12 protein-coding genes, 1 tRNA gene and 1 pseudogene are annotated in these 16,878 nt (G+C 36.4%); 6 read left to right on the plus strand and 8 right to left on the minus strand.

Annotated features, from left to right (window positions below):
- Nucleotides 1-189 (plus strand): annotated as a pseudogene (locus ACFILZ_RS01095) (cytochrome o ubiquinol oxidase subunit IV); the annotation flags it as partial.
- A gap of 403 nt (nucleotides 190-592) precedes the next feature.
- Nucleotides 593-1,600 carry an NAD(P)H-dependent glycerol-3-phosphate dehydrogenase gene (gpsA, locus tag ACFILZ_RS01100; RefSeq protein WP_375610037.1) on the plus strand — a complete coding sequence of 336 codons (1,008 nt, stop codon included), beginning with the start codon at nucleotides 593-595 and terminating at the stop codon, nucleotides 1,598-1,600.
- A gap of 648 nt (nucleotides 1,601-2,248) precedes the next feature.
- Here gpsA and ACFILZ_RS01105 read toward each other — a convergent pair.
- From ACFILZ_RS01105 to fabA, 4 genes are all read right to left on the minus strand, one after another.
- On the minus strand, nucleotides 2,249-2,440 hold the full coding sequence (locus ACFILZ_RS01105; RefSeq protein WP_375682325.1) for a hypothetical protein: 192 nt from the start codon (nucleotides 2,438-2,440) through the stop codon (nucleotides 2,249-2,251).
- A gap of 1,099 nt (nucleotides 2,441-3,539) precedes the next feature.
- On the minus strand, nucleotides 3,540-4,358 hold the full coding sequence (gene fabI / locus ACFILZ_RS01110; protein WP_375610038.1) for an enoyl-ACP reductase FabI: 819 nt from the start codon (nucleotides 4,356-4,358) through the stop codon (nucleotides 3,540-3,542).
- Nucleotides 4,359-4,406: 48 nt separating this feature from the next.
- Nucleotides 4,407-5,627, minus strand: a complete 1,221-nt coding sequence (gene fabB / locus ACFILZ_RS01115) for a beta-ketoacyl-ACP synthase I (RefSeq protein WP_375610039.1) — start codon at nucleotides 5,625-5,627, stop codon at nucleotides 4,407-4,409.
- Nucleotides 5,628-5,684: 57 nt separating this feature from the next.
- Nucleotides 5,685-6,194, minus strand: coding sequence for a 3-hydroxyacyl-[acyl-carrier-protein] dehydratase FabA (fabA, locus tag ACFILZ_RS01120; RefSeq protein ID WP_375606196.1), 510 nt, complete (start codon nucleotides 6,192-6,194; stop codon nucleotides 5,685-5,687).
- Nucleotides 6,195-6,426: 232 nt separating this feature from the next.
- Here fabA and irrA point away from each other — a divergent pair, with 232 nt between their 5' ends.
- Nucleotides 6,427-6,939: an iron response transcriptional regulator IrrA gene (irrA, locus tag ACFILZ_RS01125; RefSeq protein ID WP_375610040.1), complete on the plus strand. Its 513-nt coding sequence runs from the start codon at nucleotides 6,427-6,429 to the stop codon at nucleotides 6,937-6,939.
- A gap of 46 nt (nucleotides 6,940-6,985) precedes the next feature.
- Here irrA and ACFILZ_RS01130 read toward each other — a convergent pair whose 3' ends face one another.
- From ACFILZ_RS01130 to ACFILZ_RS01140, 3 genes are all read right to left on the minus strand, one after another.
- Nucleotides 6,986-7,546, minus strand: a complete 561-nt coding sequence (locus ACFILZ_RS01130) for an SH3 domain-containing protein (protein ID WP_375606198.1) — start codon at nucleotides 7,544-7,546, stop codon at nucleotides 6,986-6,988.
- A 1,608-nt stretch (nucleotides 7,547-9,154) separates the two neighbouring features.
- Nucleotides 9,155-9,388 carry a 30S ribosomal protein S21 gene (gene rpsU / locus ACFILZ_RS01135; protein WP_273717519.1) on the minus strand — a complete coding sequence of 78 codons (234 nt, stop codon included), beginning with the start codon at nucleotides 9,386-9,388 and terminating at the stop codon, nucleotides 9,155-9,157.
- A 185-nt stretch (nucleotides 9,389-9,573) separates the two neighbouring features.
- Nucleotides 9,574-11,247 carry a formate--tetrahydrofolate ligase gene (locus ACFILZ_RS01140; RefSeq protein WP_375610041.1) on the minus strand — a complete coding sequence of 558 codons (1,674 nt, stop codon included), beginning with the start codon at nucleotides 11,245-11,247 and terminating at the stop codon, nucleotides 9,574-9,576.
- Between the two features lie 108 nt (nucleotides 11,248-11,355).
- Here ACFILZ_RS01140 and ACFILZ_RS01145 point away from each other — a divergent pair, with 108 nt between their 5' ends.
- Nucleotides 11,356-11,541, plus strand: a complete 186-nt coding sequence (locus ACFILZ_RS01145; RefSeq protein WP_375682326.1) for a hypothetical protein — start codon at nucleotides 11,356-11,358, stop codon at nucleotides 11,539-11,541.
- A 474-nt stretch (nucleotides 11,542-12,015) separates the two neighbouring features.
- On the opposite strand, the gene ACFILZ_RS01150 is transcribed toward ACFILZ_RS01145, so the two are convergent.
- Nucleotides 12,016-12,092 (minus strand) — tRNA-Arg (locus tag ACFILZ_RS01150).
- Between the two features lie 366 nt (nucleotides 12,093-12,458).
- Between ACFILZ_RS01150 and ACFILZ_RS01155 the strand changes: the two genes are divergently transcribed.
- Entirely contained in the window at nucleotides 12,459-13,598 is a 1,140-nt protein-coding gene (locus ACFILZ_RS01155) for an efflux RND transporter periplasmic adaptor subunit (protein WP_375606200.1), read from the plus strand.
- A complete protein-coding gene (locus ACFILZ_RS01160) occupies nucleotides 13,595-16,729 on the plus strand; it encodes an efflux RND transporter permease subunit (RefSeq protein ID WP_375610042.1) in 3,135 nt (1,044 codons plus the stop codon). The genes ACFILZ_RS01155 and ACFILZ_RS01160 overlap by 4 nt, the downstream gene beginning before the upstream one ends.
- The last annotated feature ends 149 nt before the right edge of the window (nucleotides 16,730-16,878 follow it).

The following is a 16,878-nucleotide window of genomic DNA, read 5'->3' on the forward strand; positions in this document are numbered from 1 at the left end:
GATCAAGCACCTGGTTCAGAAATGCCCACGGGGCAGGGTCTAAGTACGCAAACTCCTGTAGATCAAGCACCTGGTTCAGAAATGCCCATGGGGCAGGGTCTAGGTACGCAAACTCCTGTAAATCAAGCACCTGGTTCAGAAATGCCCATGGGGCAAGATCAAAATACGCAGCAGTTTCCTGTGGAGTAGTTGTTAGAAATATCTACGGAGCTGATGCGGCATGTATCAGCTCCGTAGAAGAAATTCGTAGGATATAAAGCAGGAGATAAGTACAAGATATCAGTGGAATGAGTATTATTATTTTGAATATACTTTTAATTTAAAAGAGAAAGTCTGTGGGGTATTTAGTCAATCTTTAATTTTTGAGACAAATAGCTATCTGTAGAATATACAAAAAGTGATGTTTGTAAAATTTTACTACAAAGAAAGAGAATGTGCGCAATAAGTTTTTATATTGTGTGAGATAAAAAAGCTATGAAGCAGTAATATTTTTAGATTTAAAGAATTTATATTAAAGATAGCATTAAAATTATTTGTAATAATAATAATATGCAATTGAAATCAAAAATTTAGAGAATAATCAGAAAATTTAATGAAAACCGTTGCAATGACAGTTATAGGTGCTGGTTCTTTTGGTACTGCATTAGCGATAGCTCTTGCCCGTAATGGTCATAATGTTTTACTTTGGGGATATAGTCCTCAACATATCAAAGAATTACAGGAACAACGTTGTAATCAAGTATATTTACCCGATGTTCGATTTCCTGAAAATTTATTACTTGAAGCTTCCCTTGAAACTGCAATAACGGCAAGTCACAATATATTAATCGCTGTTCCAAGCCATGTATTTCATCAAGTCTTGTATAATATTCAGCCTTATTTAGATCAGCATTCACGCGTTATTTGGGCTACAAAAGGTTTAGAACATGGGACTGGACGTTTCTTACAAGAGGTTGCTCGTGAGATTTTAGGTGAAAAAATTCCTTTAGCTGTTTTTTCTGGACCAACTTTTGCTCAAGAACTAGCTATTGGTTGGCCTACTGCAATGACGATAGCAGCTTCTGATGTTGAGTTTGGTAAAGAATTGCAGCAACTTTTTCATTGTGACAAAAGTTTTAGAGTTTATAAAAGTTCAGATATGATTGGTGTTCAATTAGGGGGGGCAGTCAAAAATGTTATTGCTATTGGTGCAGGAATATCAGATGGCATAGGTTTTGGGGCAAATGCACGAATAGCTCTTATCACACGAGGACTAGCTGAAATCAGTCGTTTAGGGGGGGCTATGGGTGCTGAGCTTGCCACATTTATGGGAATGACAGGCTTAGGTGATCTGGTTTTGACATGTACTGATAATCAGTCGCGTAATCGCCGTTTTGGAATACTTCTTGGTAAAGGAATAGATATAAAAGAAGCAGAAAAACAAATTGGTCAGGTTGTGGAAGGATACTTAAATACCAAGGAAGTACATACGTTGGCGCAGCGTATTGGGGTAGAAATGCCCATTGTAGAACAAATTTATCAAATTCTCTATTGTGGTAAAAACATAACTGAAGCGGCAAACACATTACTAGGCCGCGCCCTCAAGGACGAAATACAATGATATCCTGTTTATTAATAATTCCAATCGTAAAAAATAGAAACATGCTATGATAGACATATAAAATAGATTGTATTAATGGTTGTATAAGGCAGTCATATTCCAGCAAATTATAGATTCATATCATTCGATTCTTTATGAAACATGGCTGAAATATAAAAGTTTTTGCTTTTGTCTAAGAGCTATCTCTTTTAAGATAAATTATCGTTTCCACTTACACATGTTTATGTAATGTAATGAACAAGATACTTTTATTGTCTCTTAAATTCATCTCACAATGATATTTGCAAACAGAATAATACAAGACTCATTAGGTAGAAGCATCTTATTTATGTAACGTATAAGCTAAGAATATTGGGGAAGGGATATTGTGAATCTCTGTTTTTGTAATTTTTTAAAACAAGAAGACAATCTAATTTGGGAAGAAGATGAAATTTTAAAGCTGAAAATCAGTTCCCATTTCTACAATCATTTTTAAATTCAGTTTTATGCTATCTTAAAGCAATATCTTTTAAATAATGGAGATTATCTCACACCTTTATTTTCTCATTTTCTAATGAAAGCATTTCTCTGATGTATCAGGTAAAATAGAACGCCAAAAAAACACGATTGCTGTTGCATACTCACGTGCTTGTTTTAAAGAGACCTCTCTTAAAATTCCCAAGTCCAATTTGCGACGGTGACCGTGAATAGTGTAACGATAAAGCTATTGTGCGCATCCCCATCTTTACGTTTATGAAGGAGGAAGACGAGCATCATTACACCTCCCAATGTTGAGACAGCTCTTGGCACTTGAAGCTGTTCAGTAGAGATATTTAAGCCTTTTATTCTCTCACATGTCAATTTTGTTTTTTATATGCAAGAAATGATTTTTGGAATTATAACTTTGAAAGTCTAAGATTGAAAAAAATATTATTGTACTTGTTTGTGGCTGTCATTTAAGCTGAAAAATAATGTGATTATAAAGATAAAAAATTGATTTATATGAATAATTCATTTTATTTTTGTATTGAGTTAATTAAAAATATGTGTTTGCTTATCACAAGTGGGTTAGTATGTGGATAAAAATTATTAAAAATACTTCTAATGAATCATCTCAAGTGTCAAGGGTTGTTTCAACATTAGAACATGGCAAGTAAAATGACAGTGTCAGTTTGTCATCTGTATAAACATTAAAATGGTGGTGAAAAAAGGATTTTATGTACTTCACAGGGATTTTTATATGTTTTACAGGTACCATTGTGAAATGGAATGGCGTGCATTGAGAGATATCTTTAAAAAAAATGCATGAAAGAGCAACAGCTATAGTATTTTTAGGCGTTCTATTTTAACTGATACATTAGAAGAAATGCTTTCATTAAAGAATGAGAAAAATAAAGGTGTGAGGTAAAGCGTAACCTCCATTATTAAAAAAACATTGATATAGATGCTTTTAAAATCGTAAAGCCTCATTAAAGAATAATAGTAAGATTAATGATTGATTTCTTTACGCCTTCATATTCATCCTAAATTAGATTGTATTTGCGTTTCAAGAATAAATCAAACGGTAGGAATATTTTTTTCAATTTGCTACACAAAAGCTGAAACTAAGGGTTTTAATAATTCTCTAATCTCTGTTTCAAACTGCGGTGGCATGAGGGTTGGATATTGATTTATAAGCAATGGCAAAAGCGTATGCTTTAGTAAGGTAAATAACGTCATAAAATACACACTTTATCAACCATGGATTGAAGAAATATTCCGGCTTTTATAAAATATTTTGCGAAACAAGGCATCGTACATCTGGTTTTGTATTGACTTATTCTTACAAACATTTGCACATATTCCTTACGTCATATTATTATAAGTCAATACACTATTATATAGCTGAGAAAGTACTCAATACCCGATTAAAGCACTATGTACATGATTGATTTTCTTTTTTAGTGCAATGAAATAAATTTTATTCTTCTTGGGAATCGTCACTTTTTTTCAGTTCTTCAAGTATTGGCATAGACATGATGTTATAGCCTGAATCAACATAATGGATTTCACCTGTAACACCTGATGATAAGTCAGAGAGTAGATAAAGAGCAGATTTTCCAATTTCATGAATATCTACGGTACGCCGTAATGGGGCATTACGGCGTTGATGTGAAAATATTGCCCGTGCAGCTGCAATACCATTACCTGCTAAAGTTCTAACAGGACCAGCGGAAATCGCATTGACACGAATATTTTGAGGACCAAAGTCCGCTGCTAAATAACGTACCATAGCTTCTAAAGCTGCTTTAGCAACACCCATGATGTTATAATTAGGCACAACTTGCTGTGAAGCACCATAGGTAAGAGTTAAAAGTGTTCCTCCATTGGGCATAAGCTTACCCGCGCGCTGGGCAATTTCAGTAAAGGAATAAGCTGAAATAACCATCGTGCGTTGAAAGTTTTCACGTGTTGTAACATCAACGTAACGCCCTTTTAGCTGAGTTTTATCTGAAAAACCAATGGCATGGACAATAAAATCAATTGTTTTCCATTCTTTTTCAAGTTGCTCAAAGACGTAATCAATATTTTCACTTTTTTCAACGTCACACTCTAGCACTAATTTGCAGCCAAGTTTATCTGCTAGGGGATGAACACGTTTTCCAAAAGCATTTCCTTGATAAGTCAACGCTAATTCCGCTCCTGCTTGTGCGAGCTGACAGGCAATGCCCCAAGCAATTGAATGGTCATTCGCAATTCCCATAATAAGGCCGCGTTTGCCCTCCATCAAACCTTTCATATTATTCTCCGTAAGACCGTACTTTTTTCAATTACTAAGAACTTTTGTTTATACATAACGTTGGAAAACAAGCGTTGCATTGGTACCGCCAAAGCCAAAAGTATTTGACAATACGGTATTCAGTTGTTGATGATCAAGTCGTTCACGAACGATAGGCATATCAGCAAAAGCTGGATCAAGTTCTTCAATATGGGCACTTTCACAAATAAAATTATGATTCATCATTAACAATGTATAGATTGCTTCGTGAACACCTGCTGCTCCCAGGGAATGTCCTGTTAGAGATTTGGTAGCGGAAATAGGGGGGCATTGATCACCAGCTCCAAAGACACGACGGATAGCTTTTATCTCAGGAGGGTCACCAACAGGAGTTGCTGTCGCATGGGGATTGATATAATCAATTTTATTATTGACTGTTGCAAGGGCCATGCGCATGCATCGTTCTGCTCCCTCTCCTGATGGGGCAACCATATCATGTCCATCGGATGTTGCACCGTATCCAACGATTTCTCCGTAGATTTTTGCACCACGTGCTTTAGCAAGTTCTAAATCTTCAAGAACTAAAACACCAGCCCCTCCAGCAATGACAAAACCATCACGATTAACATCATAAGCGCGTGAAGCTTTGTGAGGGGTGTCATTATATCTGCTGGACATAGCGCCCATGGCATCGAATAAAACAGAGAGTGTCCAATCCAAATCTTCGCAGCCACCAGCAAAGATGCGCTTCTGTTTACCATATTGAATTATTTCGTAAGCATTACCAATACAATGATTGGAGGTAGCACAAGCTGAAGAGATTGAATAATTGATCCCTTTTATTTTAAAGAAAGTTGCTAATGTTGCAGATGCTGTAGAACTCATCGCTTTAGGGACAACAAAAGGTCCAATACGTTTTGGACCTTTTTGGCGTGTAATGTCAGCAGCTTCTACGATTGAATGTGTTGAAGCACCTCCAGAACCCATAATAATACCCGTGTGTTCGTTCGATACTTCATGCGGTTCTAGACCTGCATCAGCAATTGCTTGATCCATAGCGATGTGATTCCATGCTGTTCCACGCCCATGAAAACGGAGAGCACGTCGATCTACGAGTTCTTCTATATTAATATCAGGTTTGCCATAAACTCTGCTACGAAAGCCTAATTCAGCATATTGAGGTGCGTAAGAAATTCCGGATTTTGCTTCACGTAAACTAGTTAAAACAGCTCCAGGATTATTTCCAATTGCGGAGACAATTCCCATTCCGGTTACAACAACTCGACGCATTCATACCTCCTCGTTCCATACAGAATAGTGAAAAGTTTTTTCTGACGGAAACAATGTTCAATCTTCTTTGAATAAAGCAACGCGTAAATCGTTTGCCTTATAAATAGTCTCTCCATCTGCTTTTAGCCACCCATCAGCTATTCCTAAGACTAAATTTCCACGTCGAATACGCTTAAAATCTATTTCATATTCAAGAATTTTGGTTTGTGGAGTTACCATCCCTGATAACTTTACTTCACCTGTTGATATCGCTCTCCCTTTTCCTGGTTCGTTTAGCCAACCAAGAAAAAAACCTGTTAATTGCCACATACCATCCAGTCCGAGACATCCTGGCATAACGGGATCGCCTATAAAGTGACAATTAAAGAACCACATGTCTGGTGTAATGTCAAATTCGGCGCGAACCATTCCTTTATCGTATTTACCTCCAGTTTCACTAATTTGAGTGATTCGATGAATCATCAACATTGGCGGTGCTGGCAATTGCGCATTACCTCTACCAAACATTTCGCCGCGAGCGCAGCTTAGAAGCTCTTCATACGTGTAGCGAGACTTTTGTTCAGCCATTGTTACTCCATTTATTTGCATATATCTTTAATTTCTGCGCTTTTCCCAACCTACTTTTAGAGCAAATTTTAAAGAGAGGGAAATGGTTTTATATCATTTTTAATGACAAAAGCCTTTTTTTATGTATTCTACATAGGTAATTATTTAAAAATGGAATACAAGATTACACCATACTATTCCCATTTTTTTGTATTTTGATCTTATTTAGCAGGAATATATTTGAGTTTGTAATATGTCAGTGAGTGCAGACAATTTAGATATGAATGAAGAGCAGCAGTTCACAAAAGAGTGTGGAAAAATTGTGCAATATTATTCCATTTCTATGTTAGAAAAACGTTTGCGTCAAAATGGTCTGCGTCCAACACGTCAGCGGTTGGAACTTGCACATATGATTTTTTCTCAAGGAAATCGTCATATTACTGCTGAAGAGCTCTATGAGGAAGCGGTGAGGGCAGGTGTACCTGTGTCTTTAGCAACGGTTTATAATACACTTCATCAATTTACGGAAGCGGGATTATTACGGATTATTGCCGTAGAAGGCTCAAAAACTTGGTTTGATACCAATACCTCTGATCACTACCATTTTTATATAGAAGGCGAAAATCGTATTCTTGATATTCCTTATAATTTGGAAGAAGCTCCCATTATTAGAAATTTGCCTAAGCCACCAGAAGGTATGGAAATTTCACATGTTGATTTAATCGTGCGATTGAAACCAAAAAATCAATCTTGTGATAGGCAGTGAGGATATTCAATGAGGAATAAAAATTAAACTTGTTGAGTTTGAGCATTCACCAGCCTTTTACTTTTTCATCAGGATAGATTCCCCATAACTGGGGTTGTTGAAGCCATCCGCGTGTATTATTAATGTTTAGTTCGCACCATTGTCCATCACATTGGCGGATATTACCAATGACGTTAGGTTCTACTTCCGCCACAAGTTCTGCGTTGTCGGTGGGTTTTTTTCGTAGCATCAGCCTTTTTGTTTTATCTTTTTGCCATGGAATAGTTATAGCAGTTCGCTTTCCCGATAAAAGCGATTGATACACCCACCCCTCATCGCCTTCTGCATCACGAATTTTGCGCCATTGATCATATTCTTGGATGATTTCAATAGGTAACCCCTTCTTTTGGTAGGTAAAAATGATAGAATAGTTGCTTCCTGGTCCGACGCGTACATTAACACGGGTAGGTTTAATCGAAGCAAATCGCGGAAGTGGTAAACCACTGGGCCCTAAATTTTGATTAAATGTTTGTGCATGCAACAAATGAGGTGAAACTAATACAATGACTGTTGCTATTAAGATACATGATGCGAGTATTGAAACGCGAAACCAACGAGAACTTTGCACACCGAACTCCTTTATTTCATCATATATTGGAAATTTAAAATCTGAAAGATAAGACTGGAAACTGATAAAAAGTATGACACACTGCTCGTTAAAGAGATCTAAACGATGAAAAAATTGCTACAAAAATATCAAAATAAGGAAAACAAAAGGTTTGTATTTCTTAGTGCTTATCTTGTTTATGAGGGGGTAGATATAAATAAACATTGGATTTTTATGTAGCTGTGCGCGTGATAAAACAGTAAAGTGTACAGGAAATTAGGGCTAAAGTATTGCATCTCTTTTCTAAGTTTGTTTCTCGAAGTAAAAGTGCATGTATGCATATTATGAACAAAGAGCTGTTCAGTAAAGGGATTATTGTGTGGCTTGAAAAGAGTTTTGAATGAACAAAATAATACGGTAAATAAAAACAGTTAAGCGTAAAAATATGAGCAGCATTGTAGAGTAGATTGATATATGAAGGGCTAACAGGATACTTTTTCGTGATAATCCACTTTATAAAATTTGCTACATTATAATTTTATGCCATGATAATGCTTATTCGTATGGTAGATAAGCTGGCTCCATCGTTCTATTTACCAGCTTTCAATGTTATGCAGTTCCTATTATTTATGGTGTTCATAAGAAGCCTTTTTGTTTTTTCTTAAATAGCTTTTATTCTATTTGCATACGAATCCCGCTTATGATGTACAAGAAGATAATCTTGATTGATTCAATATGAGAGGGTGTATGATGAGAGCTTTACGGTATTCATAGTTATTATTTAATATGAAAAACGCTTATTTATAATAATAAATCAATATGTTATACATTTTAATCGTTATTTAAATTGTAAAAATATTTTCATAAAAAATGATAAGATAAGGCACATATTCACACATATTAAAATCACAGTGGTTTCTTTGTTTATTGTCAATTTTCTTTTATACTGAGTTAGAGAAAAAGAAAATTAAATGAAATATTCAGGGGAAGGTTTGCTCGATACGCTATGAGGTGAATAACATAATTGATGAGGGGAAGAAATTTATCAAGAAAAACCAAGCTGTAATGCAGTGGTTAAAATTCTTCCCTTTGTAAAGGGATAAAATCAAGAGATATCGAAAATTATGGAATCATTTCGTTATATAAGTGAAGGGAACGAGGATTATGTATTTGATATCATATCTCTACACATACATAATCGCATATTGCAATAGTGATTTGTGCTTTGCAATATAATCTAGAATTTTCGAAAGATGCAGAATATTTTAATAGAAAAAAAGAAAACCAGCACGTGAGCGGTACATAAGAAAGAGCTATTTGAGAGATGAAAAACTATAGCAAAATGCCATTACAAAATATCCAGTACTCTCTCCTTAATTTTGTACAGCAATAAGTCGATTTAAAGAACCGAACTGCAGCTTGTTATGCAGTGCTTGAAATGCCGAAGAGTGGAGTAAAAATCACTACATTTATAGACCCAAAACACCCATTATGCTCAGATAATTCTAAATACTATAACACACGCCTTATGAGAAAAACTCATTTACAATATTCTATAAGTACAAAATTTCTGATAGCCTATTTACACTACAATTCATGCCATTTTGATAACGCATACACAAAAGCATATTACTTCACTGCAACAGTTCGTCCGTTACTAACAAAACCTTCTCTTTGTGCACGCTTACGAGCAAGCTTACGTGTACGACGAATAGCCTCAGCTTTTTCACGAGCACGCCTCTCAGATGGCTTCTCATAATAACTACGCATTTTCATTTCACGGAAGATACCTTCACGCTGCATCTTTTTCTTCAACGCGCGGAGCGCTTGATCAACATTATTATCACGAACGAGTACTTGCACTATTTATCCTGCTTTTTTCAGTGTCACAAATAATAGGAAAACCTACGTCCTTTTAAAGGCATATCCAAAAGAACAAGCGCTTATATCATATAAATAAGACATTTGTCTATATTGCTTTTAAAAATTCTATTTTTTTTGTAATAAAATGCTTTTTATAATAAATGATAGAGTTCATGCTTATAAACTTATGAAAGTCCTTGTATTTGATCATTTTCATCAAGATGAATTTTTTCGGCCGTGGGATAATGGGGTAGTCCAGGCATGGTCATAACATCTCCACAAATGACAACGATAAAGCCGGCTCCCGCACAGAGACGAACTTCTCGTACGGGAATTTCAAAATCAACAGGCGCACCATATTGCTTGGGGTCAGCAGAAAAAGAATAAGGTGTTTTTGCCATACAAATAGGGTAGGCGCCAAAACCTTCTTTTTCCCAAGATTCAAGTTGTTTGAGAATAGGGGCTGAGATAATGGCGCCACGTCCACCGTATAGCTTTGTTATAATACAATTAATTTTTTGAACGAGGGGAATATCATCTTGATAGAGAACTTTAAAATCAGAATCGTGCTTTTCAATCAAGGTAACGAGTTCTTGTGCAAGTTCTATAGCGCCTTTTCCACCTTGTTCCCAATGCTTACAGATAATAGCTTTGTGTCCAGTTGTTGCAACTATTTTTTGTAATGTTTTTATTTCAGCATCGCTATCGCTGTCAAAATGATTGATAGCCACAACACAAGGAATACCGTAGTGCTTCATATTTTTTATGTGTCGTAAAAGATTGGCTGCTCCTTTTTCTAAAGCGGTGATATTTTCTTCTGTCAGGTTATTTTTATCTACACCACCATTCATTTTTAATGCACGAATAGTTGCGACGATCACGGTAGCATTTGGTACAATACCTGCTTGCCGACATTTGATGTCGAAAAACTTTTCTGCTCCAAGATCGGCTCCAAATCCTGCTTCTGTGACAACATAATCAGCGAGTTTTAAAGCAGTTTTTGTTGCTATAACTGAGTTGCAGCCATGAGCAATATTAGCAAAAGGTCCTCCATGAACGAGAACGGGATTATTTTCAATTGTCTGTACGAGATTGGGTTGTATAGCATCTTTGAGAAGAACTGCCATTGCACCTTCCGCATTGAGATCAGAAACGGTGATGGGCGTTTTATCATAACGATAAGCAACAATAATTTTCTTGAGTCTTTGTGTAAGGTTTTCTAAATTTTCAGAGAGACAAAGAAGCGCCATAATTTCTGATGCAACAGTAATATCAAAACCTGTTTGGCGTGGAAAACCATTTGTTATGCCCCCCAATGAAATGACAATATCGCGCAATGCACGATCATTCATATCAAGAACGCGTTTCCAAACAATGCGACGTGGATCAATGTTTAGAGTATTTCCCCAATAAAGATGATTATCTATCATTGCGGCAAGAAGATTATGAGCAGCTGTAATAGCATGAAAATCACCGGTAAAATGTAAATTAAGGTCATCCATTGGAATGACTTGCGCATAACCACCACCAGCAGCACCGCCTTTTACACCAAAACAGGGACCTAAAGATGGTTCTCTCAAGGTAGCTATTGTTTTTTTACCAATAAGATTAAGAGCATCACTTAGTCCAACTGTTGTTGTTGTTTTGCCTTCTCCGGCAGTTGTGGGATTGATAGCTGTGACAAGGATAAGTTTACCATCTGGATTTTTATTAAGCGATTTTATGTATTCAGAAGAAATTTTAGCTTTATCATGGCCATAGGGAATGAGATTTTCATGTGAGATACCAATTTTTTGTGCAATTTCAATAATATGTTGCTTTTTAGCAGTGCGAGCAATTTCAATATCAGTTTTAGGCATGGAAAAATTCTTTAAATTCAGCTTTTATTAATGTTTGAAATCTGTACCCATGGATTAATTAGAAAAATTCATAGAGAACAGAAAAATATTAAGATATCATAGAAATCGATGATATGCCATGCAAGAGATAATGCTAAAGAAGCACAAGAAGAGTTTTATTGTTTTTTAGGAAAAAGAATCTTTTTGCTTTTAAGCAGTAAAAATACGTTTAATTCAATTAAAAATATTGCGAAAAGAAGCTTTGGTTTGCAACAAATGCTGATGATATTAATGGATACCATAAGTGTTTCATAGTAGTATGTTCGAGAAGTAGTTTATTTATTCTTTCCAACAACACACTGAAAAAGCTTCACATGGTGGTAAACCGGAATTTATGGCGGCACATCTGAAATCCTTCTTAAGATGGGACTGCTAGGAATAAAATATCTAGAAACATTCAGTTATGGAACAATTAGAAATAAGCACGTAAAAATTACCTAACTGAGTAGAGAGTATAATCCGGAAGAGACCAAAAACAAGCGCATAGATTGAAAAAAGAAAACAACAACATACGCTACTTATGTAATCGCTACGATTATAAGCTAATAAAAGCACCTTAGAGCTGAATTGAAGGACTCATAACATTTTATTCTAGCAAAATGGCTAAAGAAACGCCCCACAACAGAATGAAATAACAAAATACAAAATAATAGATCACAAAATAAAGAATTTAAAAAGTCTGACTTTATAAGTAAGATATTGATAGATGATAAGTAAGATATTGATAGATGGCGCACCCGAAGAGATTCGAACTCCTGACCCCCAGATTCGTAGTCTGGTGCTCTATCCAGCTGAGCTACGGGTGCATACATTTCAATTTTTTACATTGCCTAAGACAAAGGGTTCCTAATCGTTTCATTAAAGAAATGCAAGTGAAACTTGAGTCGTCATAAAAAAAATCTCTTTTTTTTATGATATATTTTAAAAAAGGATATAATATATTATGGCTTCAGTTGGTTTTGATATGAACATTTTTTTGTCATGACCATACAAAGCAATATGAACGATAGTTAACTTGACGTTTTAATCTATGAAAGATAGTCAAGCAGAGATGAGATGTGTTTTTTGCGGTGGGGTAAGATATATACACCCGCTGTTGGGTTTTTGTGTAAAACGCCGATATTACTGTTGAAAACTATTTCAGATGAACATGACACAGCAAGGGCGGATGTATGGCGTTATTAAAAAAGATCTTTCCATTAGTGTTTTTAATCGTTGTTTTAACGGTTACTTATTGGGTTGGAAAAAAGAGTGCAGACCAACCCATTTCTATGGTGGATAAAACAAGAGTATCGTATAAAGATTCAAATGGAAAAATGAGAAAACCACCGGTAAAGGTTGTCGTTGATCTTGTAAAAAATCAAGATTTTTATGAACAACTTAACGTTCTAGGGAGTGGACAAGCACTTGCAGAAGTCGAGCTCACCCCTTTATCTCCAGGTGTTATTGATAAGCTTTTTGTGTCAGCTGGTACAAAAGTACAAGTAGGTGATGTGATTGCAAAGCTTGATTCTAAAAAAGAGGAAATAGCGGCTGCAAAAGCAAAAGTACAACGTGATAATAATGCGTTAACGCTTTCGCGCATTCTTAAATTACGTGCTAGCAATACAGCAACAGAAGTTCAAGAAATTACAGCACGCTTAGAGTTGGATAATGCAAATTTAGTTTTGCGTAATGCTGAATTAGATCTCGATCGGCGAACAATTCGTGCACCGATTCCTGGAGTTGTTGGTATTTTGCCTGTTGATGCGGGGAATAACGTGACCCTTAATACTGTAATAGGCCGTATTGAGAATAGAGAACGTATTTTGGTCGACATATGGGCTCCTGAACGATATGTGTCGCGCATCCATAAAGGAGATGAGGTAACGGCAACATTAACTGCGCAGCCAGACAAATCTTTTGTTGGTCATATTTATGCGATTGATAATATCGTTGATCCAGAAAGTCGCACACTTCATGCTCAGGTTGAAATTAATAATGAAAAAGATACGCTTATGTCTGGTATGTCTTTTTCTGTTGCCTTGCAATTTCATAGTGGTTCTTTCCCTGTCGTTAATCCTCTTGCGGTTCAATGGAACAGTAAAGGGTCATTTGTTTGGCGTGTGAGAGAAGGGAAAGTAGAGGCTATACCCGTATCAATTATTCAGCATAAAGCAGATCAAGTTTTCGTAAAAGCACCCCTAGAAAATGGTGATCAAGTTGTCATTCAAGGAGTACAAATGCTTTATCCAGGAAGTAAAGTAACGATTGATGATCCAAAGTCTCATCAACAGCAATTACCAGCAGTTTACGGAACGGATATACAATGAGCCAAGAATTGAGCACAAAACAGCCGATGTCACAGGTCGAGCAAGGTGGTCTCATTACCTTATTTATTCGCAGACCGGTTTTTACTTTTGTTTTAAATGCTATGATCATCATTGCAGGATTTGCAGCATGGTTAAATGTTGATGTAAGAGAATTACCTGATGTTGATACTCCCGTAACAACGATTGTGACGGTGTTTTCTGGTGCGTCGGCAGAAACAATTGATCGTGAAGTTACAAAAATTATAGAAGATGCTGTTTCTCGTGTTTCAGGTGTTAAGACGATTTCTTCAACGTCTTCTTTTGGGCGCTCCCGTGTGCAGATTAATTTTAATGTTGGTGTTGATTTGAATGTTGCAGCATCTGATATTCGTGATGCCCTGTCTCGCATTACGTATACTTTACCGAAAGATGCGGATTCGCCTTTGATTATTAAAGCAGATTCCAATGCTGCTGCCATGATGTATTTGGTTGTGACGTCACCAACAATGAGTGTTGATGATTTAACCACGATTGTAGACGATCAGATTGTTGATGCAATTTCCGCTGTTGATGGTGTTGGTGATGTACAGGTTGATAGCGCTCGCACAAAGATTTTTCAGATTGATATAGATCAAGCAAAACTTGCCAGTTATGGATTAACCGTAGCAGATGTTTCTCGTGTTCTTGCTGATATGACAACGGATGTGCCAGTAGGATCATTACGCAATTCTACGCAAAATTTAGTTGTGCGTGCTACTGCACGTTTAACAACACCAGAATCTTTTGAACAAGTTGTTTTAAAACCTCATGTACATCTTGGTGATGTTGCGCATGTCACTTTATCGCCGGATATAGAAAAGGTTATTCTCCGTATCAATGGAAAGACAGGTATTGGATTAGGAGTTGTGCGTAAAGCACAATCCAACACTCTTAATATTTCTGAAGGAGTGAGAACCGTTGTTGATAATCTCAAAAGTATTGTTCCTTCTTCTGTACATATAGACGTTATTAATGACGATGCAGTTTTTATTAAAAGCGCTCTTCATGAGGTTGAAGTTGCGTTGGTTATTGCTATTTTGAGTGTTATCTTGGTCATTTTTCTTTTTCTCAGAGACATTCGTGTAACGCTGATACCTGCTGTATCTCTTCCTGTCGCTTTGATTGGTACCATTGCAGCTATTTATCTTGTAGGATTTTCATTAAATATTCTCACATTTTTAGGACTTGTTTTAGCAACAGGGCTTGTTGTGGATGATGCTATTGTTGTTCTTGAGAATATTGTTCGGTGGCGCAACATGGGTTTAGGGTCTAGGGCTGCGGCGGTGATAGGAACACGTGAAGTATTTTTTGCTGTTTTAGCAACAACATTGACTTTAGTGGCTGTGTTTGTTCCTATTTCCTTTCTTCCTGGGCAAGTTGGAGGTCTTTTTAGAGAATTTGGTTTTGTTTTGGCAATTTCTATTTTGCTTTCTTCAGTTGTTGCCTTAACGCTTTGTCCCATGTTGGCTTCGCGTTTTCTCAAAGAACATATTGAGGAGAAAGAGGAAGAGTCCCATCATTTTGCTTTTTTATATAAATTAGGTACTTTTTTTCATAAGGCATATACTTACAGTTTGCATAAGTGTTTAGAAAAGCCTTGGGCTGTTGTTTTTGCTTCACTTATTTTTGCGGGTCTTTGTGTTGGAGGCTATACGAAGCTACAACAGGAATTAACGCCAGCAGAAGACAGAGCTGTGATCTTTTTGGTTATTAATGGACCACAAGGTATTTCAACACAATATTTGAACGAGCAAGTAGAGCAAATTGAAGCAAGTCTACAGCCATTACGTGATGCAGGGGAGATTGCTAACAGTTACTCTATTGCAGGTGCTGGCGGTTCACCCAATACTGCTTTTTTGATTTTATTGCTTTCATCTTGGGATAAACGTTTACGGAGTCAGCAAGAAATCGTGAAAGATATTAATGAAAAGGTTAAACAGTTTCCCGCAGTTTTTGTGTTTGCTGCGCAGGGAAATTCTTTGGGTGTGAGAGGAACTGGGCAAGGATTACAATTTGCAATTCTTGGCAATGATTATGCAACATTACAACCCATTGCTGATAAGCTGGTGAGTACTTTACAAGATGATCCGCGTTTTATTCGTCCACGTCTTACTGTTGATGCAACACAACCGCAATTTTTCATTGAAATCAATCGAAAAAAAGCCTCCGATTTAGGGATTGATATCACCAATTTGGGCGATACATTACAAGCAATGTTGGATGGTAAAAAGATTGGTTCCATTAACGTGGATGATCATTCTTACGATGTTAAATTGATGTCGCGTAAAAATTCTATGAAGAGTCCTAGTGATTTAGAAAACATTTTTTTAAAGACCAAAGACAATCGATATGTTCCTTTATCGGTTATTGCACGTTTACATGAAAAAGCTATCTCTCCCCAATTAAAACGGGAAAAACGCATGAGTGCTGTTATTTTAAGCGCAAATCTTGCTCCAGGTATTGCTTTAGGGGAAGCTTACCAAACGGTACAGAAAATTGCTTCTCCTTTGTTATCGAAAGGGACCTATATAGTTCCCTTAGGGGAAGCTGAAACGCTTAATGAAACATCCTCCAGTTTTATGATTGTTTTTGGCATTGCCTTTTTGATTATTTTATTGATTTTGGCTGCTCAGTTTGAAAGCTTTATTTCAGGATTTATTATCATGGCCACTGTCCCATTAGGGATTGGTTGTGCTGTAATTGCTATGCTATTGAGTGGTGTGAGTCTTAATATTTACAGCCAAATTGGATTAATTTTGTTAATTGGCGTTATGGCGAAAAATGGTATTCTTATTGTTGAATTTGCAGATCAATTACGTGATCAGGGAAGAAGCGTGCGTGAAGCCGTAGAAGAAGCAGCAAACATTCGCCTTCGTCCAGTTTGCATGACAATGATTTGTGCCATTTTAGGAGGTATTCCTTTGGTTTTAGCCAAAGGTGCTGGCGCAGAGGCGCGTATAGCTTTAGGTTGGGTTATCGTTGGTGGTTTAGGTTTAGCAACTATTTTTACGCTTTATGTTACACCGGTTGTTTATCTTTTTTTAGGGCGTTTTATAAGACCAAAAGCAGAAGAAGCTATATTATTAACAAAAGAACTCAATAAAGTTAAATGATGTATCGAGTGGAAAAGATTTAAAAGTTTATTCTTGTAAAAATATCATCTTCGAATCTTATTTTTTACTTTTATATTCCTTAGTTTTTATGTGAACAGTAAAGATAGGGAGCAATAAAGGAGATGCTTTCTGCTTTGTTATTGTTTGGG

Source organism: Bartonella sp. AP40SXNS, assembly GCF_042195825.1.
GTDB lineage: Bacteria > Pseudomonadota > Alphaproteobacteria > Rhizobiales > Rhizobiaceae > Bartonella.